This window comes from Geomonas sp. RF6 (assembly GCF_021044625.1).
GTDB lineage: Bacteria > Desulfobacterota > Desulfuromonadia > Geobacterales > Geobacteraceae > RF6.
On sequence record NZ_CP087999.1, the window covers coordinates 469,051 to 491,365 of the forward strand.

General features: G+C 61.9%; 16 protein-coding genes and 1 tRNA gene. 9 read left to right on the forward strand and 8 right to left on the reverse strand.

Annotated elements, in window-relative coordinates:
* Positions 1-84: 84 nt before the first annotated feature.
* Positions 85-161 (reverse strand) — tRNA-Arg (locus LPW11_RS02060).
* Positions 162-397: 236 nt separating this feature from the next.
* On the opposite strand from LPW11_RS02060, the gene LPW11_RS02065 reads away from it, so the two are divergent.
* On the forward strand, positions 398-3,349 hold the full coding sequence (locus tag LPW11_RS02065; RefSeq protein ID WP_230996464.1) for a PAS domain S-box protein: 2,952 nt from the start codon (positions 398-400) through the stop codon (positions 3,347-3,349).
* A gap of 77 nt (positions 3,350-3,426) precedes the next feature.
* Here LPW11_RS02065 and LPW11_RS02070 read toward each other — a convergent pair whose 3' ends face one another.
* Both LPW11_RS02070 and LPW11_RS02075 read right to left on the reverse strand, forming a co-directional pair.
* A complete protein-coding gene (locus LPW11_RS02070; RefSeq protein ID WP_230996465.1) occupies positions 3,427-3,846 on the reverse strand; it encodes a PRC-barrel domain-containing protein in 420 nt (139 codons plus the stop codon).
* A 121-nt stretch (positions 3,847-3,967) separates the two neighbouring features.
* Positions 3,968-4,522: an alpha-ketoglutarate-dependent dioxygenase AlkB gene (locus LPW11_RS02075; protein WP_230996466.1), complete on the reverse strand. Its 555-nt coding sequence runs from the start codon at positions 4,520-4,522 to the stop codon at positions 3,968-3,970.
* A 492-nt stretch (positions 4,523-5,014) separates the two neighbouring features.
* Between LPW11_RS02075 and LPW11_RS02080 the strand changes: the two genes are divergently transcribed.
* On the forward strand, positions 5,015-5,206 hold the full coding sequence (locus LPW11_RS02080; protein ID WP_230996467.1) for a hypothetical protein: 192 nt from the start codon (positions 5,015-5,017) through the stop codon (positions 5,204-5,206).
* Between the two features lie 130 nt (positions 5,207-5,336).
* Here the strand turns inward: LPW11_RS02080 and LPW11_RS02085 are convergent, their stop codons facing one another.
* Positions 5,337-9,824: a DEAD/DEAH box helicase gene (locus tag LPW11_RS02085; RefSeq protein ID WP_230996468.1), complete on the reverse strand. Its 4,488-nt coding sequence runs from the start codon at positions 9,822-9,824 to the stop codon at positions 5,337-5,339.
* 147 nt (positions 9,825-9,971) lie between these two features.
* Here LPW11_RS02085 and LPW11_RS02090 point away from each other — a divergent pair, with 147 nt between their 5' ends.
* Both LPW11_RS02090 and LPW11_RS02095 read left to right on the forward strand, forming a co-directional pair.
* On the forward strand, positions 9,972-10,199 hold the full coding sequence (locus tag LPW11_RS02090; protein ID WP_230996469.1) for a hypothetical protein: 228 nt from the start codon (positions 9,972-9,974) through the stop codon (positions 10,197-10,199).
* Between the two features lie 229 nt (positions 10,200-10,428).
* Positions 10,429-12,030, forward strand: coding sequence for a SpoIIE family protein phosphatase (locus tag LPW11_RS02095; protein WP_230996470.1), 1,602 nt, complete (start codon positions 10,429-10,431; stop codon positions 12,028-12,030).
* A gap of 142 nt (positions 12,031-12,172) precedes the next feature.
* Here LPW11_RS02095 and groL read toward each other — a convergent pair whose 3' ends face one another.
* Both groL and groES read right to left on the reverse strand, forming a co-directional pair.
* Positions 12,173-13,804, reverse strand: a complete 1,632-nt coding sequence (gene groL, locus LPW11_RS02100; protein ID WP_230996471.1) for a chaperonin GroEL — start codon at positions 13,802-13,804, stop codon at positions 12,173-12,175.
* Positions 13,805-13,867: 63 nt separating this feature from the next.
* Positions 13,868-14,155, reverse strand: coding sequence for a co-chaperone GroES (groES, locus tag LPW11_RS02105; RefSeq protein ID WP_230996472.1), 288 nt, complete (start codon positions 14,153-14,155; stop codon positions 13,868-13,870).
* 686 nt (positions 14,156-14,841) lie between these two features.
* On the opposite strand from groES, the gene LPW11_RS02110 reads away from it, so the two are divergent.
* The 3 genes from LPW11_RS02110 to LPW11_RS02120 all read left to right on the forward strand — a co-directional run bounded on the left by LPW11_RS02110 (position 14,842) and on the right by LPW11_RS02120 (position 17,016).
* A complete protein-coding gene (locus LPW11_RS02110; protein WP_230996473.1) occupies positions 14,842-16,221 on the forward strand; it encodes a deoxyribodipyrimidine photo-lyase in 1,380 nt (459 codons plus the stop codon).
* Complete coding sequence (locus LPW11_RS02115) at positions 16,208-16,678, forward strand: SRPBCC family protein (protein ID WP_230996474.1); 471 nt, start codon at positions 16,208-16,210, stop codon at positions 16,676-16,678. The genes LPW11_RS02110 and LPW11_RS02115 overlap by 14 nt, the downstream gene beginning before the upstream one ends.
* A 74-nt stretch (positions 16,679-16,752) precedes the next feature.
* Positions 16,753-17,016, forward strand: coding sequence for a hypothetical protein (locus LPW11_RS02120; protein WP_230996475.1), 264 nt, complete (start codon positions 16,753-16,755; stop codon positions 17,014-17,016).
* Between the two features lie 691 nt (positions 17,017-17,707).
* Here LPW11_RS02120 and LPW11_RS02125 read toward each other — a convergent pair.
* Positions 17,708-19,321: a methyl-accepting chemotaxis protein gene (locus LPW11_RS02125; protein ID WP_230996476.1), complete on the reverse strand. Its 1,614-nt coding sequence runs from the start codon at positions 19,319-19,321 to the stop codon at positions 17,708-17,710.
* Positions 19,322-19,585: 264 nt separating this feature from the next.
* Between LPW11_RS02125 and LPW11_RS02130 the strand changes: the two genes are divergently transcribed.
* Together LPW11_RS02130 and LPW11_RS02135 are read left to right on the forward strand one after the other, a co-directional pair.
* Positions 19,586-20,638, forward strand: coding sequence for an NAD(P)-dependent alcohol dehydrogenase (locus tag LPW11_RS02130; protein WP_230996477.1), 1,053 nt, complete (start codon positions 19,586-19,588; stop codon positions 20,636-20,638).
* 12 nt (positions 20,639-20,650) lie between these two features.
* Positions 20,651-21,238, forward strand: a complete 588-nt coding sequence (locus LPW11_RS02135) for an acyl carrier protein phosphodiesterase (protein ID WP_230996478.1) — start codon at positions 20,651-20,653, stop codon at positions 21,236-21,238.
* A gap of 338 nt (positions 21,239-21,576) precedes the next feature.
* On the opposite strand, the gene LPW11_RS02140 is transcribed toward LPW11_RS02135, so the two are convergent.
* Complete coding sequence (locus tag LPW11_RS02140) at positions 21,577-22,290, reverse strand: TerC family protein (protein ID WP_230996479.1); 714 nt, start codon at positions 22,288-22,290, stop codon at positions 21,577-21,579.
* Between the last annotated feature and the right edge of the window lie 25 nt (positions 22,291-22,315).

Genomic DNA, 22,315 nt, shown 5'->3' on the forward strand with positions numbered 1-22,315 from the left:
CAATGCGGGTCGGAAGCAAAAGGTGTCAATTCCGACACCCATCATTGTTCAGATGACAGCAGAAGTCGTAACTCATCGTTTTTTTGGCACGCCCGGAGAGATTCGAACTCCCGACACCCTGGTTCGAAGCCAGGTACTCTATCCAGCTGAGCTACGGGCGCGCACCTGTAGAAGAAGGTACAGTACATCTCTCTCTTTTGCAAAGCGTTGTGTCAGAATCTTCTCCCCTCTCGAGCCGCCTCTGTCACCCTTCTCTTTACAGAAACTTAAGTATTATTTGCCGCTTTTCTCTGTTATAAGTCGGCATTCAGGCATTCCCTGACGAGGTTCCTTCCTGTATCCCTTCTTGACTCCCCGCGACTCGCCGTCGCCGCAGGTTGAAAGGAGCTGCACCCTGTTGAATCAGATCACCCGAAACCGCTGCATCAACGCCCTCAATATCGTCATCGTCGTCGCGGCAATCTGGATCGCCGCCGCCCTTTTCCTCGCCCAGGTGAAAAGGGAGGAGGTCAGACAGGCGAACGTGGTGCACGAAACCCACATCAAAACCTTCTGGGCCCTCCTGCGCAGCAAGGGAAAGATCACGGTCGCCAACGGCAAGGGGTGGATCGGCAACGAGCCCCTGGAAAACCACTACGAGCTCCCGGACCAGATCCAATCCATCTTCGGCGGCACCGCCACCATCTTCATCGGCAATGTGCGCGTCTCCACCAATGTACGCCACCCCGACGGAACCCGCGCCGTGGGGACAAGGCTGGAAGGGGCTCCCTACCGCGCCGTTTTCCTCGAGGGGAGACCGTACCGGGGCGAGGCGGTCATTCTCGGCGTTCCCTACTTTGCTGCCTACGACCCCATAAAAGATGCTCGCGGGCACGTCGTCGGGGCCATCTATGTCGGGGAGAAAAAAAGCGAGTATCTGTCGGGGTACCTGAAGCTCAAGCGCCACGTCGTCACCATCGCAGCCCTCCTCTCCGCCCTTTTTTCCCTTTTCATCTTCGCCACCGGCCGTGAGAGGAGGCGTTCCACGAGGACACTCCAGGAACGGGAGCAGCAAAGGCAGGCAATCCTCAACAACATCCCGGACCTCGCCTGGCTCAAGGACAAGGACGGTCGCTTCATCGCGGTCAACGATGCCTTTGCCAAGGCATGCGGCATCTCGCCTGAGGAGGTTGTCGGAAAGACAGATTTCGACGTCTGGCCCAAAGGCCTCGCCGCCACCTACCAGCGGGACGATCACGAGGTCATGGAGACCGGAGCACACAAGCACTCCGACGAGCCGCTCGTGTACTGCGATGGCAGGACCGTATGGACCGAGGCTGTGCGTACGCCGATCTGCGACGAGCGCGGAAACCTCATCGGGCTCACCGGCATCGCCAGAGACATCACCGACCGCCGCCGCATGGAGAAATCCCTCCAGGACTCCGAGGCGACGCTGCTCCAGATCTTCCACAACGTGAACGACGGCATCATCCTGCACGACCTCGACGGGACGATCATCAGCCTGAACGACAGAGCCGTGCAGATGTACGCCCTCGAAGGGATCGACTCCTCCCGCATCTCCGCTCTCTCCATCGCCGCCGACCTCTCCTCGCGAGAAAACAACGTCTCCCTCCTCCGGTCGTGGTGGGACGAGGTCCATACGGGGCGCAGCCGGCAGTTCGAGTGGAAAGCGAGACGCCCAGGGGACGGCAGCACCTTCGACGTCGAGGTCTTCCTGAACGGCATCCGGCTCACCGACAGGGACCTCGTGCTGGCGACCATAACGGACATCTCGGAACGGAAGCAGAATGAGGCGAAGATAAAACATACCCTCTCGATTCTCACCGCGACCCTTGAGTCCACCGGCGACGGCATCCTTGTCGTCGACACCGAAAAGAACATCATGCGCTACAACCGCAACTACGCGGAGATGATGCAGATCGATGTGGCTCCCCTGGTGCGGCAAAAGGCGCAGCTCTACCTCCTGGAGAAGGTAAGGGATCCCGAAAAGCTGACGCAGAAGCTGGAGGCGGAAGAGGCCAATCCGTACCTCGTGACGAGCACCGTCCTCGAGTTCACCGACGGCCGGGTCATCGAGCGGGTTTCGCACCCGCAACTGGTCGACCGCGCCATTGTCGGCCGCGTGATATCGTACCGCGACGTCACCGAACAGAGACGGCTTGAAAACCAGCTGCGCCACGCCCAGAAGATGGAGGCGGTAGGCACCCTCACCGGCGGGATCGCCCACGATTTCAACAACATTCTCACCGTCATCATCGGGTGCGGCAGCGTCATGCAGGGGATGATCGAGGAGTCGGGGCCTCTGAGCTACTACCTGGAACAGATCCTCACTGCAGCGGAGAAGGCCGCGGGCCTCACCCGGGGGCTTCTTACCTACAGCAGGCGCCAAACCCTGGAGCCGAGGCCGGTCGACCTGAACAGTATCGTCGGCGCGGTGCACAAGCTCCTGTCCCGCCTGATCGGCGAGAACATCGAGCTGGAGACCAGGCTGCACCCGGGGCCGCTCAGCGTGATGGCGGACGGAGGGCAGATGGAGCAGGTGCTCATGAACCTCGCCACCAACGCCCGCGACGCCGTCTCCGGAGTCGGAAGCATCACCATCGAGACGAAGATGGTGACCCTGGAGCCGGGCTCCAGAGCGGTCAATGCCGGATTCACGAAGCTGAACGAGTTCATCGAGCGCCACGGCTACGGCCGCCAGGGGGCGTACGCCCTCGTCTCGGTAACGGATACGGGAAAGGGGATGAGTGCCGACGATCTCGACCGCATCTTCGAGCCGTTCTACACCACGAAAGGGCCGGGGTGCGGCACCGGGCTTGGCCTCTCCATCGTCTACGGCATCGTGAAGCAGCACAACGGCTACATCAACGTCGACAGCACCCCGGGACAGGGGACGACCTTTGAGATCTACCTCCCGATAACGGACCCGGTCGAGCAGAGCATCGACCTCTCCCTCCCGCTGCCGCAGCGGCACGGCGACGAGACGATCCTTTTCATCGAGGACAACCGGGACATTCGCAATCTCTTCAAGGACCTGCTGACGCGCAGCGGCTACCGGGTGATAGAGGCCGGGGACGGTGAGCAGGGGGTGGAGCAATTCCGGCGGCACCAGGACGAGATCGACCTCCTCCTCATCGATGTGATCATGCCGAAGAAGAACGGAAAGGAAACGTACGACGATATCTGCGCCATGGCGGGTGATGTGAAGGCCATTTTCATCAGCGGCTACACCGACGACATCATCAACCAGAAAGGGATCCTGGAAGACAACCTGAACTTCCTGTCCAAGCCGCTCGCGCCGGAGGCGCTCCTCGAGAAGGTCCGTGCGGTGCTCGACCAGGAGCAGTAAAAGGAGCAAAAGAAAAGGCCGCGTCCGACTGGAGCGGCCTTTTCCGCGAGGTCAAGCTGCGGGGTAAGGAGGGGGAGCTACTTGTGCTCCTTTCCCCCCTCGTGGTAACGGAACTCCGGCATCTGCTTAAGTGCGTCTTTGGTGGCGCCATTAAACATGATCTTGTCCTTCTCCATTATCTTCAGTTGATGCATGGGAACCGCAACCTTGCGAGCGCCCATGTTGAGGAAGCCGCCGACACCGATAATGGCATAGGAAGCCTTCATGTCCTTGCTGAGGATGAGGTCTTCCACCGCGCCAATCTTCTCATTCCTCTCGTTGTAGACATCCTTCCCCATGATCATTTCCTTGGCGCTCCACCCCTTCATGACAGATGACTGCATCTCGGAGGAGCTGACACCAGCTTTGGAAGACCCGCCTTTGGACTCCGCCCAGGCCGGCACGGTGGAGGCAAGGGCGAGTGCGAATATGGTCGCCAGCATTACCCGTAGTCTCATTCTCTTTCTCCTTTCTTGAACAGGTTGTGAGGCTATGTTATGAGAATATCAGAAAAAAGCCCCGAATCAATTATTTGACACAGAGACAGCTCGTGGACGCAAGCACAGGGGTACAACGGTGTCAGCGCAGCGTCCGGAAGGTAATGGAATAGCGCAGCTCCTTCACCGGCGGGATGGAGTGCTGGTACTGCCAGCGCGCCACCCCTTCCATGACGTAGAGGGAGCGGGGCGCAAGAACGACTGAAACCGCAGCGCCTTCCTTATCTGAGGGTTTGAACCGGAAGGTGCAGCTGGAGCCGAGCGAGATTCCCGCTATCTTGCCGAAGATGGTGAGATCGCGGTGCCAGTTGATCTGTGCGCCTGCGCCGTACTCGGTCAGGAGCGCCTCCACGAAGTCATCGGCGGCCACTCCCGCGGGAAGCGCCGCACGCTCGCGGAGCGGGAGAAGAAAGGCGGGTATCTCGACGGCGCGTGAGAGCTTGTTGGTGTTGAAATCATAGGTCCAGCCGTAAGCCAGCACCCTGCGTTTGGCCTGGAACCCCTTGTACTCGAAGGTCTCGAAAGGAAGCTCGGTAAAGATACGCAGCAGACGTTGCTCCTCCTCTTCGGAGAGGAAATCTTCCTGGTAGAGGAAGCCTTCGGGAAGCTCCCCCCCTTTTTCCGATCTGGTTTTCACAGCAGACCTCCAGACGTTGGCGCTCTTTCCATTTTACCCCCGGGAGGAGGCTGTTGATGCAACGACGCCGTCTGGAGCGCAGGCATCTTCCCTGCGGTGGCGGCGCGAGCCATAGGCTTACGCGGCTCCCGCCGCGGGACAGGCTGGGAAGCCTATCCTCCAGCGCGGTGCCACCGATCCTCACTCGCGGACAGCACTCCTGATCCAAGGATAACGGTGGCCGTGACGCTGGAGCGCAGGCATCTTGCCTGCGATGGCGGCGACAGCCGCCATATTTCCCTACCCGGCTCCCGCCCCTCCCCACTCTTCTCTTTCCCTAAACTTTTTAAATTCCACCCCTTGCCAAAGTAGCGCTGCGTCGAGTATAGTGCCGCTGCTTTGATCCCGCGGCTGGGTGAACTGAAAAAACTCCCCAAATTATCACTCTCTGTAAGGATGCGGCATGAAATGGAATGAGTTAGACTTTTGATTGAATGCAGAAGGAGTGGCACGATGAGTGATCGGGAAGAGTTCGTAGAGTCGCTGAAGATGATGAGAGAGATGGCGAGAGACCGGGTTAAACAGTTAGAGAGCGGCATCACCACCTACACCCCGGAAAGACAGAACCACTACCTCAAGGAGTACCGCTCAAAGATCAAGGAACTCGATATCGAGATCCGCCGCTACAGCATCAGAGCGATCTAGCAGGAGTGCAAAAGAGAATCAGGGAGGGGAAGCGGCGCAGTCACGCACTGCCGCCAAGCAAACACCTCTGTTCCCGCGCCCCACGGTCCGGCCGGCCGCACGCGAAAGGAAAGACCACCTCCACCCCCGTTCAGTACTTCCTGCGCAACTCAACCCCCTTGTACGATTCCTCAAAGCCTGCTGCAAATAATGCCTCGCGATATGGCGAGTCCTGCACCGCCGCGCCGTTGACGCGCTCCACGCTCACCTCCAGGCGCGGGTTGAACTCGCGCGACACCAGGATGGCGAAGAGCGAAAGATACTCCACGAGCCGCGGATGCTCCGGCTCGACCCGCACCTGGATCTCCTTCCCGAAGCGCCGCGATACCACCACGAGACGGCTGCCGTGATAGACGAGATGCGTCCCCGGAATCCGCGGCGGCAGCTCCTCCTTCAGCCCGTCGAGGCCGATGCCGCACAGAGACGCTGGGTCCCCCGCATTGAGCCAGTAGATCGACTCCTCCCGCACTCCCTTCGATAGCTGCCGGAACGCCTCGTGGGAGATGAACTGCAGCCCGGGAATGCCGAGGAAAAAGCTCCCGCAAAGGACCTCACCCGAGAGCTCCATGATCCGCAAGGTGCGGAAGAGGCGCGACCACTGGAGAGGCGGGAGTTCCCGCTGCAGCAGCTCGCGGAAAAGGATGCCGTAGCGGTCGAGCAGCAGGCGCACCCGCTCGCGATTCAGCTCCTCCCGCTCCAGCGGGTCCGATGGGACCGGCTCCCTCTCGATGAGGTACCAGTTCCCGGCAGTGCGTTCCCCCCTTTTCCAGCGGCGCGCCAAGGGGCGGCGCTGGCCGGTGTCGACGGCGGCCGGCTCCGCGAAGCGGGTCTGAATCCCTTTGCGCACCGTCACAAAGGAGTCGTTGCTGACTTCCCCCTGCCAGGCGAGCCTCCACAGCTCCCGCGTCGCCGCGGCTGATGTAAGGCCGCTGAAGGACTCGATCGCCTGCAGGCTGTAGCGCCCCTTCGGATCGGGGATCAGCCGCGAGAGGATCGTCTGCTCCGCCGTGCGCTCCCCCTCCTGCTCGTCTTTAAAGAGGAGAAGATCCTCCGGAAAGGAGAAGGCGAGCTTGCGGTCGCCGCACCCCACCCAGGCGAGGTCGCTCGTGTGCATGAGGCTGTCGAGCCAAGCGGTGCTGTAGTTCACCATCCGCGCCGGCAGAACCTCTTCCTCCCATGCGCTGACGGCGAGAGGAAGGCCAAAGAGCTGCTCGATGCTGCCGCGCAGGTCGTCGAGGGTGCGCCCCGGCTCCGTCACCCCCTGAAAGCTCGCCAGAAAAAGAGGCAGCATTTCCAGCGGGAGCGCCTCGAAGGCGGGCTGCCGCGAACGGCGCAGGATCCTCAGCAGCGATTCGAGGTTTGCCGCATCGCAGATTTCCGGCTCCGTCGCCCCTTCCGTCAGGAGATCTGCGACGATAGCCCCGTCCTCCTCCAGCGCTCCCAGGGCCCGCCGCAACAACTCCTCACCCACCCCGAGCGTCTCGCGCATGCGGGGAAGGGGCATCGGGCCGTAAAATGAGAGCCACTGGGCCAGGAGCCGCACTCCCTGCTCGTCCTCCTCACCCTCTTCCGCCGAATCCCTCCGCACCTCGAAGCGCCTGAAGATTTCGTGCACCGCGGCGCGCCCCCTCTCGTCGTCCTCGTCCCCCTGCGGCAGAATGGGCGACACCGCAACCTCGTCCCGCTCTCTCCCCATTCCCTTCACGATCTCCGGCAAAAGCTCGAGCGCCGCCATCAGGGGGACGGCCGATCCCGGCGGCCGGATCTGGACAATTCTTCCGGCAGCTTCGGCGACGATGCCGTCGCTGGCGGCTCCGTGGTCACGCGCCATCGCTGCCAGGAGCCGGGACCATTCCGGCGCCGGGAGAAGGAGGCGCTCCTTCACCCAGTCGACGAGGTCGCGCGCCGACTCCGGGACGTATCCGGGGGCGAGCCGCTGGCGCTTCTCTTCAAAGCCGGCAATCAGCTGCGCGGGGAGCCTCGGTCGCAGGTGCGGCGAAAGCGCGAGCTCGCGGATCAGGTCCTGGCCGAGCGCCGACCCCGGAGATTGCGGGGTGTCGTCCTCGTAGACGTACTTGTTCACCTGCTGCCAGATCAACCCCTCGGCAAAGGGTGAAGCGGCGGAGGTGCGCGTCTCGCCCACAACCACCTCCCCCTCCTGGATTTGCGCCAGGAGCGATTTCAGGCTCGCCAGATCGAAGTCGTCCTGCAGGCAGGAGCGCCACGTCTCCAGCACGATGGGGAAGTCCCGGTAGCGGGACACCGCTCCCAGGAGCTTCTTGGAGCGGAGGCGATTGAGCCACAACGGCATCCTCTTCTTGAAACCGAGCTTCGGGAGAAGAAGCGCCCGCCCGGCGTTTTCACGAAAGCGCGCCCCAAAGAAGCCGGTCCGCTCCAGCGAGACCCGCAAGAGGGACTCCACGTTTTCCGGCGTCACCAGGGTGAAGAGGTAGCTGATCTGGAAGTCGTGGGGGAGAAGGAGGGCGATGGCGTCATTGTCGTAGAAAACCTGCAGGGGGTAGCCGAACTCCTTTTCCCAGGCGGCGGCGAGCGCAAAGGTGAAGGGGCGGTTCACGGCGTTTCCCCAGAGGGTGTGAATGATTGCCTGCTGGGCATCCCCCCCCGCAGCCGGGTCGTGGAAGTGCTCCACCAGGATATGGTGCCGGTGCGGCAGATCCGTGCCGGTCGCCTCCTGCTGCCTCTTCAGGAAGGAGGTGAGGGCCTCCGCGGCGCCGCGCTCCATCGCGTAGCGACCCATGAGCTCGGCGGGGAGATCCCCCTTCAGGGCGGCGTTGCACTCCTCCAGAAAGAGGGCGATGCGCTCGGAAAAGTGGAAGTCGCGGTCCAGCTCCTCCGCGCGCCAGAAAGGTATGATCTGCTGGGGATTGCGCGCGGGAGCGACGTCAACACTGTTGTGCGTTATCTGCCTGATCTGCCAGACCTGCGCCCCCAGCGAGAAGGTATCCCCGATGCGCCGCTCCCAGACGAACTCCTCGTCGAGCTCCCCTATCTTTGCGCCACCATCCTGGAGTCGCAGGTCGAAGTAGCCGCGGTCCGGGATCGTTCCCCCTTCGAGGTAGATGAGGGAGGCTATCCCCTCCCGCGTCCTGACCGTGTTCGCCAGCCGGTCGACCGTCACCCGAGGGCGCAGCTCCGGAACGTGGGCATCGACGTAGCGCCCCTCCAGCATCCCGATCACCAGATCAAAGTGCTTGCGCTGCAGGTTGCGGTACGGGTAGCTCGTCTTCAGGAAAAGGAAGAGCTCGTCCAGGTCCCACTCCTCCGGGAGCGCCATGGAGAGGATGATCTGGCACAGGAGATCGAGGGGGGCTTCCACCGGATGGAGCGGCTCCAGGTCGCGCTCGGCGATGGCTGCCGCCATGACGGCGGCGTCGAGGTAATCCATGCCGTGAGAGGGGTACAGCAGGCCGCGGCTGATCTCCCCGACGCCGTGCCCGGAGCGCCCGATCCGCTGGATTGCCGACGAGATGGTGCGCGGAGTCTGGATCAGCACGACGCTGTCGAGCCGCCCGATGTCGATGCCGAGCTCCAGGGAGTTCGTAGCCACGATCGCCTTCAGGTCGCCGCGCTTCAGTTTTTCCTCCACTGCGAGCCGGATCTCCTTCGACAGCGAGCCGTGGTGCGCGTACGCCACCTCCTCCCCCACCGCCTCGTTGATGAGGCGGGTAAGCCTCTCCGTCGTGCGCCTGCTGTTGGCGAAAAAGAGGGTGGAGCGGTGCTCGGCGATGAGCTTCGCAAAATCGCGCGCCAGCCTCGGCCAAAAGGCTTCGTCCTGCTCGCTCAGCTCCTCCTGCGGCGAGCGGATCTCGATGCGGAATTCCTTCGCCTGCTCCCCCCTCACCAGAGTCACCGGTCTCTTCTCGTACGAGTCGCCCCGCCTGATGAAGCCCCCCACAAGGTCTGCCACCGTCTCCAGCGGCGTCACCGTGGCGGAGAGGGCAATGCGCTGGAACTCGCCGCACAAAAGGACAAGGCGGTCCACCGCCGTGACGAGATGGGTCCCCCTCTTCGTTCCCGCGACTGCATGGATCTCGTCAAGGATGACGGTGCTGATGCCGACAAGGGCATGGCGACCGCTGGCGGAGGTGAGGAGGATGTTGAGGCTCTCGGGGGTGGTGATGAGGATCTCCGGCGGCTTGCGCAGCATGCGCTGCCGGTCGCTCCCGGGGGTGTCGCCGCTTCTGGTCTGCACCGAAAGGAGCGGGAAGCTCTCCCCGGCGCGCCGGAAGACAGACTCGAGCTCCTGCAGCGGGGTGAGGAGGTTCTTGCGCACGTCGTTGTTGAGGGCTTTCAGCGGGGAAATGTACAGGACCCGGGTCTCGCCGCGGGGCCAGGCGCCGGTCACCAGCTGGTTGATCCCCCACAGAAAGGCCGCGAGGGTCTTCCCGCTCCCGGTCGGAGCCGTCACCAGCACATGCCTTCCTTCGCTCACCTCTTTCCAGGCACGCAGCTGCACGTCGGTCGGTGCGCCGACCCGCTCGGCAAACCAGGAGGCTATGAGAGGGTGGAACCGTTTCAGGATGTTGCGCGGCTGGTTGCGTACATCTGCAGGGGGCATCGGGAACCCTTGTGTGTGAAGCCAGTATCATTCTACCATGCCGGCAGGCCAGGCAACCGCAACGGGAGAGCAGGTGCGGGTTCACCGTTCTCCGGCAGCGGAAGGCAGTGGCGCCGCACCCATCCCATCCCCGAGGACGCGAAGAGCATGGAAAGCACACCACTCTCCAATTCCCCCCACCATCTGCCGCGGAAAGAACCTTCACTCGATGACCTCTACGCCTACGAGCCGGACCGGGAAAGCTCGGAACGGGTACGGGTAATTACCGGCTCCCTCGCCGGCCCCTATAGCGGGTATCTCGCAGAAACACGAGAGCGGGAGCAGCGCCTCGAAAAGCCGGCCCGCAGCATATCCGTGCCCACCGATCCTTCCTGACTACTCCGAGCTGCTTGAGAACCATCTTCCCATCACTGCTCCCCGCACTCATTGTCGCCCGCAGCTGCTAGCTCCCTTACCCCTGCAATCACCCGTTGCTGAGGGTGACGAGTGAAGAGGTGGTGCATATAGGCATTGCGCGGGGTACTCCTTTTCACTCCTTTGAGGCACAATTGAGAAAGAGTGCGATGACTGCCGACCAGGTGCGGCGCTCCGGAGGAGTACCGGAATGAGAGTACTCGTTGTAGATGACAATGCAGCCGACCGGAAGATCCTGCGCTATGTGCTGGAGCGGCACGACAGCGAGGTCATCGACGCAGGGGACGGCGAACAGGGCTTTCAGCAGGCCGAGCGCCACGTTCCGGACCTGATCATCTCCGACGCGCTCATGCCGCGCATGGACGGCTTCGAATTCCTGCACCGTATCAAGGCTGCCCCCGCCCTCAGGCATATCCCCTTCATCTTCTATTCATCCGTCTACACCGGCGACAGGGACGAAAAGCTCGCACGATCCCTCGGCGCCGACGCCTTCATGGTCAAGCCGAAGGAACCCGAGGAGATCTGGCAGGAGATCGAGAGGGTCGTGGAGCGGGCGCGCTCCCGGGAGGGGACCTCGCATGAAGTCGAGGAGGAGGAGTACCTGCGCCAGTACTCGCGGATAGTAACGGCAAAGGTAGAGGAGAAGGTCAGGGAGCTGGAGCGGGCCAACGAAGTCATCAGGCAGAGGGCAAAGAGTTACCGCAACCTCTTCAACAGTATCCGTGACGTCATCATCGTTACCGACGACGACCGCATCATCGCCGACGCCAACCAGCCGGCGCTGCGCGACGCCTTTGGTTATGAGCTTCATGAGGTACAGGGGAAGGATGTGCGGATCCTGTATGCCGATGACGACGGGTACCGGGCCTCCGCTGTGCCGGTCGCGAGGAAGAGGCCGGAGGCCGGCAGTGTGCTGGAAGTCCCCTTCACAAAGAAGAGCGGGGACACCTTTATCGGCGAGCTGTCACTGATCAGGCGTCTCGGGGAGGAGGGGGTGCCGACAGGCAACATCGGGATCATCCGCGACATAAGCGAGCGAAAAAGGGTGGAGGAGGCGCTGCGCACCAGCGAGAGGGAGCGGTACCAGCTCGAGGCCGAGCTGCGGCTGGCGGCCGAGGTGCAGGCGAAGCTCCTGCCGCGGTCATCCCCTCTCCTGCCCGGCTTCGAGATCTCCGCGGCCTGCTTCCCCGCCCGCCAGATCGGGGGGGACTTCTACGACTGGCTGGAAATATCCCCCGGGGTAATAGCGGTAACGCTGGGGGACGTCATGGGGCACGGCCTTGCCGCCGCGGTACTAATGGCGGAGGTGCGGGCGACGGTCCGGTCACTGAGCGCGCACAACGAGCCGGAGAAGGCAATGCAACGGGTGGAGTATGCCTTGCGCCACGACCTTGAGCGCTCGGAGGCATTCGTCACCATGTTCCACGCGCGTGTGGAGGGGAAGAGCCGTACCCTCACCTTTGTCGACTGCGGCCACGGTTTCGCCTTTTTGCGGAGAGCCGACGGCTGGGTGGAGGAGTTGCTGCCGCGCGGGCTCCCGATCGGCGTGCCGTCGAGGGAAAGGTACCAGGAAGGGCGACTGACGTTCGAGCCGGGAGATGCACTGGTGCTGTACAGCGACGGACTGATAGATGCGCGTCCGGAGCTCGAGCTGACTCCGAAGCTGCTGGCGAGGTGCCTTGAAGGGAGTGCGAATTCCCGGGAGATGGTGGAGCGGCTGACCTCCCTCCCCGGCGTCCCCTCCCCCCCCCCGGACGACCTGACGGTGCTGGTGGTGCTGTGCAAGCCGTGAAGGAAAGAGGTCTCGGTGCGAAAAGGTCCCCCCTCCCCTTGCGGGAGGGGGTCAGGGGGTGGGGGAAGGCGCCACCTCAATCCATATGCTGGCAGCTTCACCCACTCCCCAGCCCCCTCCCGTCCAGGGAGGGGGAGCTCTCCTACATCATATCCATGCCCCCCATCCCGCCGGGCATTGCCGGCATCGCGGACTCCTCGCGCGGCTTCTCGGAGATCACTGCCTCGGTCGTGAGCATGAGGCCGGCGATGGAGGCGGCGTTTTGCAGCGCGGTGCGGGAGACCTTCGTCGGGTCGATGATCCCCGCCTGGATCATGTCGACGTAGATGTCGTCGGCGGCGTTGTAGCCGTAGGCGCCATCTGCGTTTCTCACCCTGTCGACTACGATGGAGCCGTCCACCCCGGCATTCAGCGCGATCTGGCGGATTGGCGCCTCCAGCGCATCCTTCACGATGCTGACCCCGAATTGCTGCTCGGTATCAAGCTGTACCTCGGTCAGCACCCGCAGTGCGCGCAGGTAGGCGACGCCGCCGCCCGGTACGATCCCTTCGTCGACGGCAGCGCGGGTCGCATGCAGCGCGTCCTCCACCCTCGCCTTCTTCTCCTTCATCTCCGTCTCGGTCGCTGCGCCGACCTTGATGACCGCGACACCACCGACAAGCTTTGCCAGGCGCTCCTGCAGCTTTTCTTTGTCGTAATCGCTGGTCGTCTCCTCGATCTGCGCGCGCATCATCTTCACACGCCCCTGGATATCGGCTTCCTGACCGGCGCCGTCGATGATGGTGGTGTTGTCCTTGTCGACCGTTGCCCTCTTCGCGTGACCGAGCATGTCCAGTGTGGCGTTTTCCAGCTTGAAGCCGAGCTCCTCTGAGATCACCTTGCCCCCGGTGAGGATCGCGATGTCCTCGAGCATCGCCTTCCTGCGGTCCCCGAAGCCGGGGGCCTTCACTGCGCAGACGTTGAGGACGCCGCGCAGCTTGTTCACCACGAGGGTGGCGAGTGCTTCGCCTTCGATGTCTTCGGAGATGATGAGGAGGGGACGGCCGGACTTGGCGATCTTTTCCAGGATCGGAAGAAGCTCCTTCATGTTGGAGATCTTCTTGTCGTGAATGAGGATGGCGACGTTCTCCAGGTTGGCCTCCATCCGCTCCGGATCGGTGACAAAGTAGGGGGAAAGGTAGCCGCGGTCAAACTGCATCCCCTCCACCGTCTCGAGAGTCGTCTCCATCGATTTTGCTTCCTCGACCGTGATGACCCCTTCCTTGCCGACCTTTTCCATTGCCTGGGCGATGATGTCGCCGATCGTCTTGTCGTTGTTGGCGGAGATGGTGCCGACCTGCGCGATTTCCTTGTGGTCCTGGATCGGCTTGGAGAGGTTCTTCAACTCCTCGACCACGATCTCGACGCCGCGGTCGATGCCGCGCTTGAGCTCCATCGGGTTGTGCCCGGCGGCAACGAGCTTCGTCCCCTGCCGATAGATCGCCTGCGCCAGAACGGTCGCGGTGGTGGTGCCGTCACCGGCCGTGTCGGAGGTCTTGGACGCGACCTCTTTCACCAGCTGCGCTCCCATGTTCTCGAACTTGTCGTGGACCTCGATCTCTTTCGCGACTGTGACGCCGTCCTTGGTGATGAGGGGCGAGCCGTACGACTTCTCGATAACCACGTTGCGCCCCTTCGGGCCGAGGGTGACCTTCACGGCATCCGCTAGGGTATTGACCCCTTTGAGGATCGCGTTGCTCCCCTCCGCGTTGAACTTGATCAGTTTTGCTGCCATCTATGATTCCTCCTGATATGCATGTGGAAGTTGGTGAAGTGCAGTATGGGCTACGCTGGGGGCCTACTCGATGACTCCGAGGATGTCGTCCTCACGCATGATGAGGAGCTCCTCCCCGTCGACCTTTATCTCGTTTCCGGCGTACTTGCCGAAGAGGACCTTGTCGCCGACCTTCACGTCCAGCGGGAATATCTTGCCGTCGTCACTGCGCTTTCCTTTGCCTACGGCGACAATTTCACCCCTTTGGGGTTTCTCTTTAGCAGTCTCCGGAATGAAGATGCCGCCGGCTGTACGGGCTTCTTCTTCCAGCCTTTTCACGATGATTCGGTCCTGCATCGGTCTCAGGTTCATGCTTTGTCTCCTTCCTCAAAAGAATGTGGTGTGGCAAAAAAATAGCACTCAAAAATAGAGAGTGCTAATGCTCCGGGCAATAATAAGCAGCGTGAGGCAAAAATCAAGGGGACGGGAGGAAGAAAATTGCAGCAAACGCGGGCACCGGCGCGCGGTGCCATTGGCAATGCGGGCTTCTCTGCTACTATCTCACCGGAGAATCATGTAGGCCGGAATAAGCGTTAGCGTTTCCGGCACAAGGCCGCGATTATGCCGGGAACGCCTCCGGCTTATCCCGGCCTACAGTCACATTTCACCCGGATGTCAGACTGCCGACCTTTGGCGCTACACCGCCATCGCAGGATGCATACGCTCCAGCGCGAGGCACCTTCTGGTGAATTCTGGTGAAATGTAGGCCGGAATAAGCGGAGCGTTTCCGGCACAAGGCCGCGATTATGCCGGGAACGCCTCCGGCTTATCCCGGCCTACATTCAATTTCACCCTGATGTCAGACTGCCGACCTTTGGCGCTACAGCGCCATCGCAGGATGCATACGCTCCAGCGCGGGGCACCTTCTGGTGAATTCTGGTGAAATGTAGGCCGGAATAAGCGGAGGGTTTCCGGCACAAGGCCGCGATTATGCCGGGAACGCCTCCGGCTTATCCCGGCCTACATTACACAGCGATCTCCATTTCGGAATATACGCCATGATGCCTCAACGCATTCATCCCCTGAACGAGCGTCCCCTCCGCCCCGGGCCGGTGGTGTACTGGATGAGCCGGGACCAGCGGGTCGCGGACAACTGGGCGCTCCTCCATGCCCAGGAACTTGCGATCCAGGGGCGCCACCCTCTTGCTGTGGTATTCACCCTGGTGCCGGAGTTCCTCGGAGCGGCGCTGCGGCAGTATGCCTTCATGCTGAAGGGGCTGCAACAGGTGGCAGAGCGCCTCGCACAGTTGAAGATCCCGTTTTACCTCCTCACAGGGGACCCGCCCGCGGAAATTGCCGCCTTCGTCGTGCAGCACCGCGCTGGGGCGGTGGTGGCGGACTTCGACCCGCTGCGCATAAAGCGGCAGTGGCGGGAAGAGGCGGCAAAGCACCTTCCGGTGCCGCTGGTCGAGGTAGATGCCCACAATATCGTCCCCTGCCGCTACGTCTCGAGCCGCCAGGAGTTCGGCGCATACACCTTGCGACCGAAGATCCGCCGTCTGCTGCATGACTTCCTGGACGAGTTCCCGCCACTCCTCCCCCACCCTACTCCATGGCCACTCCCGCCTCCCCTCTTCGACAGCGAAAGGGTGCTGTCTTCACTCCCCCTCGACCGCACGGTCCCTGAGGTGAGGCGCGTTTCTCCTGGCGAGGATGCTGCGAGAGAGCGGCTCCAGAATTTTCTTGATGAAGGGGTCGACCTCTACGAGACCCGCCGCAACGACCCGTCCCAGGACGGCCAATCGGGGCTCTCCCCTTTTCTGCACTTTGGCCAGCTTTCGGCGCAGCGGGTGGCGTTGGAGACGGGGCGGCAGGAGGGAAGCATCTCCTCACGAGAGGCCTTTCTCGAGGAGTTGATCGTGCGGCGGGAGCTTTCGGACAACCTCTGCCAGTACAACCTGCACTACGACAGCATCGAGGGGCTACCGGGTTGGGCGCGCGAAACCCTGGACGAGCACCGGGAGGACCCGCGCGAGTTCGTGTACTCGCTGGAGGAATTCGCCGCCGGAGATACGCACGATCCGCTGTGGAACGCGTCGCAGCTCGAAATGGTGCGGACCGGAAGGATGCACGGCTACCTGCGCATGTACTGGGCGAAAAAGATCCTGGAGTGGACGGAGACGCCCGAGGAGGCGATGAAGGTCGCCATCGCCTTGAACGACCGGTACCAGCTGGACGGGCGCGACCCCAACGGTTACGCGGGCATCTCCTGGAGTATCGGGGGGATGCACGACCGCGCCTGGGGCGAGCGCCCTATCTTCGGAAAGGTTCGCTACATGAACGACAAGGGGTGCCGGCGCAAGTTCAGCGTGGCGGGTTACATCGCGCGGGTGCAGGAGATGAAGGACCGAATGGAGGGTGGAAATGTTCTTTCATGACATGAGACGGCTGGAACGCATCCAGAGGCTGACGATGAGTCTGGGGGATGCCTGGACATTTTTCTCCGATCCCGCAAACCTTCCGGTCATCACTCCTCCGGAGCTGGGCTTCACGATGGCTGGCCCGCTCCCCCCGAGGATGCATCCCGGCATGATTGCGTCGTACACCGTCACGCCGTTCGGGCTCATTCGCCTGGGGTGGATCACCGAGATCACCCACGTGGAGGAGCCACACTTCTTCGTGGACGAGCAGCGCTTCGGGCCGTACCGTTTCTGGCACCACCAGCACCACATGCGCGAGGTGCCGGGAGGGGTGGAGATGCACGACATCGTGCACTACATTCTCCCCTTTGCCCCCTTCAGCCGCATCATCGCAGGGCAGGTAGCGAAGCAGCTGGACACCATCTTTGATTTCCGGCACAAGACGCTGCAGAAAATGTTCAGCACGACGCTGTAGCCCCCGCCGCAGTTGCGACATATTTTGTCGCACCTCTGTGTTTTACTTACAATACCAAACACTGGAGGTGCGCCATGATCTATCTCACCAACGACACCCTGGACCACGCCGTCTATTTCGAATTCTGCGGGAAAGAGCCGCACACCCTCGGGAGCAGCCGGGAGCAGCGCTACTTCGGGCTCCTCGGAAACGGCATTTACGAGGTGCCGGTGACCCTGAAGAGCCACCACGGGCGGATCGATGTCGACTTCGGAAGGAGCGAGCTCTTCAGCCTTGTGGAAGAGGATGATGTGCGGAGGATTATCGGGGAGATGGTGAAGGAGAGGACGCTGCACTGACAATACGGAGCACTGGCCCCGAGCCGGCGCCGGCGTCCATGTAGGCCGGGATAAGACGCCAGACGTTCCCGGCGGTCCACCGACAGACGAGGCTCAGGGCCACGGACGTGTGAGACAAATCCCCCCTGTCCCCCCTTCGCAAAGGGGGGAACGCGAGTTCGGGTGCAGCGCTTTGTCGAAAGGTACTCCAGCTTCTCCGGCTTTTACGGAAGCTCACGCACTGACGCAGGCGCGCGGCAGCGAATGCCGGAAACGCTACCGCTTATTCCGGCCTACATGGCTACACGGCCACAGGTGAGTTTCGGGGTTCCGGCTGTCGTCTGTCAATGTAGGCCGGGATAAGCCGCCAGGCGTTCCCGGCGGTCCACCGACAGACGAGGCTCAGGGCCACGGACGTGTGAGACAAATCCCCCCTGTCCCCCCTTCGCAAAGGGGGGAACGTGAGTTCGCGTGCAGCGCTGCGTGGAAATGTAGTCGATGCTCCCACGAATTACCGGAAGTTCCCTCGCAAAGGGAGAGACGCCTACTGTAGGCCGGGATAAGCCGCCAGGCGTTCCCGGCGGTCCACCGACTGACGCAGGGGCGCGGCAGCAAATGCCGGAAACGCTACCGCTTATTCCGGCCTACATGGCTACAGCGCTACTGGTGGGGTTGCGGCCACTCACCGCCACCCCTGTCGCCACTCTTTCTTCTACGCCAGCTTGAACCGGCTGACCAGTTCCTCCAGAAGTCTGGCGTTGGTTGCGAGCTGGGCTGATGCGGCTGCCGTTTCGCTTGCACCGCGCGATGTCTCCTGCACGACTCCGGTCACCTGGTGGACGTTAGAGGTGATCTCGGTCGTCGTGGCGGTCTGCTCCTCGGCTGCCGTGGCGATCTGGTTGATCTGCATCGCCACCTCGTTGATCTGCCCGAGGATCTCCTCCAACGCCTCGCCCGACTTCTTCGAGCTCTCGGCCCCCTTCTCTACCTCGCAGACCCCTTCATCCATCGCCAGCACGGCGGTCCGGATCTCGCTCTGGATCGCGCGGATCATTTCCGATATTTCCTTCGTCGCCTTCGTGGTCCGCTCCGCAAGTGCGCGCACTTCGTCTGCGACGACTGCAAAGCCTCTCCCCTGCTCCCCTGCCCTGGCAGCCTCGATCGCCGCGTTGAGCGCGAGGAGGTTCGTCTGGTCGGCGATGTCCTCAATGGTGCCCACGATCTCGCCGATCTGCTCGGAGCGCACCCCGAGATCCTCCACCGTTTGCGCTGACCGCTTTACCTGTGCCGCGATCTTGCCCATACCGGCAATCGTTTCGGTGACGACTTCACTTCCCCTCGTGGCGGTCTTGGACGTGCGATCCGAGCTCGTTGCGGCCATCATGCAGCTGCGCGCGATATCCCCGCTCGTCGCCGCCATCTCCTCACTGGCTGTCGCCACCGTCTCTGTCTGAGAGGCCACTTCCTCCGCGCCGCTGGCGATAATAGATGCAGTCGACTGCAGCTGGTAGGAGGCCTGCGTCACGTGCTGGGAAGTGGTGGCAACTTTAGTAAGGATCTCACGCATGTTGGCGACCACCTTTCGGGATGAGGCCGCCAGTTCACCGATTTCGTCACGGGTGGAAACGGTCACGGACTGGGTGAGGTCACCGTCGGCGAGCCGGGCGTTGGCGGAAACGATCTCCGCAACAGGGCGCGTGATGCTCCTGGTCACGAAGAACCCGAACCCTGCTCCCAGCAGAACAGCGATTGCCGAGAGGACAATGGCGAGATTGCGGGTAAGGGTGCAGGCCTCTGCAACATGCTCCCCAGCCTGAACCAGCGAGTCCCCCTGATATTTCGTCATTTTTTGCAGAGCCGCCATGTAGCCGAGCTGCGCATCCCGGTATTTCCCCATGAGAAGTTCCCCGGCTTCTTGCTTCTTCCCTGCCCTTATCAGGTCCATGACTTCTTTCTGGATTTCCTTGTAGGGAGCCCGCACGGCGTTTATCTCCTTCATCAGAGCGGTCGCCTCTGCGCTCATGCCGGATTCTTCCAGCGCCTTGAAGTCGGCGAGCGTGTGCTTGCTAGTCTCAGGTATGCGCGCCAGCTCTTTTTCCACTTTCGCAGGATCGTCCAGAATCACCGCGTTGCGCAGCGCACGGGCGATGATGTTGATGTTGTCATTTATGTCGTGGACAAGCACCGTCTTCGGCCAGTTGTCGTGGGTTATCGCCTCGACCTTGCCGGTGATAAAGGAGAGCCTCTCAATGGTGAACCCGCTGAGGGCAATCATGATCAACAGGATCGTTCCGAAAGCCAAACCTAGCCGCATTCCAATCTTCATCTTATCTTTCTCCTTTTCCAACTGACTTTCGAGAAACAGCCGGTAGTGATGATTTCGGCCGTTCCCCTTTTAACCTGAGACGCCAGAGGATTATATTTCACCAACACTTCAGCTCTTTCACAGGTAGGAGAGGAGCGGGGGCCGAGCGCTGTGCCAGCACGGGTGCTACCATTTAAGGAAGTGAGCCCATGCATCCACGACGGAGCCATCAGCAGGTCCCACCTGCCCCACGGCTCCATTTCAGATAGAGAAGGAGAGTTGATAATGCCAAAAGCCCAAGCATACGCCGTCATGAATCCGAAGGAGCCGCTGGTACCCTTTGCGGTGGAGCGCCGTGAACCGGGGGCGCATGAGGTTCTCATCGATATCCTTTTCTGCGGCATCTGCCATTCAGACATCCACCAGGCGCGCGACGAGTGGGGAGGCTCGACCTTTCCGATGGTGCCGGGACACGAGATCGTCGGCAAGGTGGCAAAGACAGGGGACGCGGTCGGCAGATGGAAGACCGGCGACACCGTCGGCGTCGGCTGCTTCATCGACTCCTGCCGCGAGTGCGAGTCGTGCCGCGAGGGAGAGGAGCAGTTTTGCGAGGTGGGGATGAACCCGACCTACAACGGCTTCGAGCGCGACGGAAAGACGCCCACTTACGGCGGCTACTCCACCTGCATGACGGTGGACGAGAACTATCTTCTGCGGATTCCGGAGGGGATGCAGCTGGAGCGGGTGGCACCTCTTCTTTGCGCCGGGGTCACTACATATTCACCGCTCAGGCGATTTGTCTCCCCCGGCGACCAAGTCGCAATAGTCGGCCTGGGGGGGCTCGGACACATGGGGGTGAAGATCGCGAAGGCGATGGGCGCAACCGTCACGGTCCTCAGCCACTCCGAACACAAAAGGGAGGCCGCGCTCGCTCTCGGTGCGGACGATTTCATCGCCACCGGCGCCGAAGGTGCTTTCAGGGAGAATGCGAAGCGATTCCACTTCATCCTCGACACGGTCTCGGCGCAGCACGACTACAACCTGTACCTCGAGCTTTTGAAGCGCGGCGGCACGATGGTGCTGGTGGGGATCCCCGACCCGGTTCCCCTCTCTGCCGTTCCGCTCGTGATGCAGCGCCGCCAGCTCGCCGGCTCACTGATCGGGGGCCTTCGGGAAACGCAGGAGATGCTCGACTTCTGCGCACAGCACAATGTTGCGGCCGACGTGGAGGTGATACCGATAGAAAAGGTAAACGAAGCGTACGACAGGGTGATGAAGAGCGACGTGCGGTACCGGTTCGTGATCGACATCGCGAGCCTCAGAGAGAAGAGCGCGTGACGGGACTCTCTCTTGAACTACCTCTTTCACCTCTATCTGGCCGGTGAAGACCCCGACCTCATCGCGGGTGGCTTCGCGGGGGACTTCGTCAAGGGACCGCTCGACCGCTTTGATCCACCCGGAATGCGGCGCGGGGTAGAGTTGCATCGGCTGGTGGATTCATTCGCAGAGCGCGAGGAGTCGTTCCGGCAGAGCCGGCAGCGCATCGCGCCGCACTACAGGCTCTTTCGCAGCGTGCTGGTTGACATATTTTACGACCACTTCCTGAGCGTGACGTGGGAGGAGTGGCACCATGAACCGTTGCCGCAATACCTGGCGCGGGTAAGAGGGGTACTGGAGGGAAAGAGGGAGTTTCTGCCGGAGCGCCTGAAGGAGCTTATGCCGGTCGTTCTGGACGAGCTGATACCCTCCTATCACAGGATGGAGGGTATCGGGAAGGCGCTGAAGCGCATGTCTGCGAGGGTCCGCCGCCCCAATCCGCTGGCAGGCGCGGAAGAGGAACTGTTGCTGCATTATCGGGAGCTGGAGGGGGATTTCCGGCTTTTCCTGCCGGAGGCGGTGAGGTATGCGGAAGGAATCAAGGCAAGAGGTGGAATGTAGGCCGGAATAAGCGGAGCGTTTCCGGCAAACCCGGTGCAGCATCTCTTCGGCTGGCGCCGACGCCGGGAACGCCTGCGGCTTATCCCGGCCTACGGGTGCATGTTCACTTTAGCAGAGCAGGTGCTCAGGCGTCCCCTCCCTTTCAAGGGGAGGGTCAGGGTGGGGATGGGGTAGATGTTCGTAAGCGCGCCGAACCCCATCCCCCTCCTGTCCTCCCCCTTGAAAGGGGAGGGACGCGCGGCCGGCGTTTGAGCTTGAATTCGTCTCGTCCATAATTGTCACAAAAAAGCCCCACCTTTTCCCGGCGGGGTTTTTTGCGAGCACAGAACCACTTGCCCTTAATGCGTCGGATTCGTCTTCCGTGCCCGCAGGTTCAGCATCTCCACCAGCACCGAGAAAGCCATGGCGAAATAGATGTACCCCTTCGGGATGTGCATGTCGAGGCCGTCCCCGATGAGCGCCACACCGATCAGGAGCAGAAAGGAGAGGGCCAGCATCTTCACGGTGGGGTGCCTCTCCACAAAGGCGCTGATCATCCCGGAGAAGCCCATCATGAACCCGACGGCGATCACGACAGCCGCGACCATCACCGCGAGCTGGTTCGCCATCCCGAGCGCGGTGATGATCGAGTCGAGCGAAAAGACGATGTCCAGAAGGAGTATCTGCACGATGACGGAGCCGAAGGAAGCGGCGGCACGCGCTGTCATGTGGTCCCCGCCCCCTTCGAGCTTTTCGTGGATCTCCATGGTGCTCTTCCAGATGAGGAAGAGCCCGCCGCTTATGAGGATGAGGTCGCGTCCGGAGATCTCCGCCTGCAGCACGGTAAAGAGCGGGTCGGTGAGCCCCATGAGCCACGCCAGGGAGAAGAGGAGCGCGATCCGGATGAACATGGCAAGACCGAGCCCAAGGAGCCGGGCCTTCTCCCGCTGATGCGCCGGCAGCTTCCCAGCCTGGATGGAGATGAAGATGATGTTGTCGATGCCGAGCACTACCTCGAGCGCCGTCAGCGTGATGAGAGCCAGCCACGTTTGCGGGTCTGCCAGCCATTCCATAGAAATAACTCCTGATGTTTATGTC

Coding starts and splice junctions, on each gene's coding strand:
- LPW11_RS02085 (WP_230996468.1), bottom strand. CDS start 9,824: ATGCCCCCTGCAGATGTACGCAACCAGCCGCGCAACATCCTGAAACGG.
- LPW11_RS02140 (WP_230996479.1), bottom strand. CDS start 22,290: ATGGAATGGCTGGCAGACCCGCAAACGTGGCTGGCTCTCATCACGCTG.
- groES (WP_230996472.1), bottom strand. CDS start 14,155: ATGAACCTGAGACCGATGCAGGACCGAATCATCGTGAAAAGGCTGGAA.
- LPW11_RS02120 (WP_230996475.1), top strand. CDS start 16,753: ATGATCTATCTCACCAACGACACCCTGGACCACGCCGTCTATTTCGAA.
- LPW11_RS02125 (WP_230996476.1), bottom strand. CDS start 19,321: ATGAAGATTGGAATGCGGCTAGGTTTGGCTTTCGGAACGATCCTGTTG.
- LPW11_RS02110 (WP_230996473.1), top strand. CDS start 14,842: ATGATGCCTCAACGCATTCATCCCCTGAACGAGCGTCCCCTCCGCCCC.
- LPW11_RS02095 (WP_230996470.1), top strand. CDS start 10,429: ATGAGAGTACTCGTTGTAGATGACAATGCAGCCGACCGGAAGATCCTG.
- LPW11_RS02115 (WP_230996474.1), top strand. CDS start 16,208: ATGTTCTTTCATGACATGAGACGGCTGGAACGCATCCAGAGGCTGACG.
- LPW11_RS02090 (WP_230996469.1), top strand. CDS start 9,972: ATGGAAAGCACACCACTCTCCAATTCCCCCCACCATCTGCCGCGGAAA.
- LPW11_RS02080 (WP_230996467.1), top strand. CDS start 5,015: ATGAGTGATCGGGAAGAGTTCGTAGAGTCGCTGAAGATGATGAGAGAG.
- LPW11_RS02070 (WP_230996465.1), bottom strand. CDS start 3,846: ATGAGACTACGGGTAATGCTGGCGACCATATTCGCACTCGCCCTTGCC.
- LPW11_RS02130 (WP_230996477.1), top strand. CDS start 19,586: ATGCCAAAAGCCCAAGCATACGCCGTCATGAATCCGAAGGAGCCGCTG.
- groL (WP_230996471.1), bottom strand. CDS start 13,804: ATGGCAGCAAAACTGATCAAGTTCAACGCGGAGGGGAGCAACGCGATC.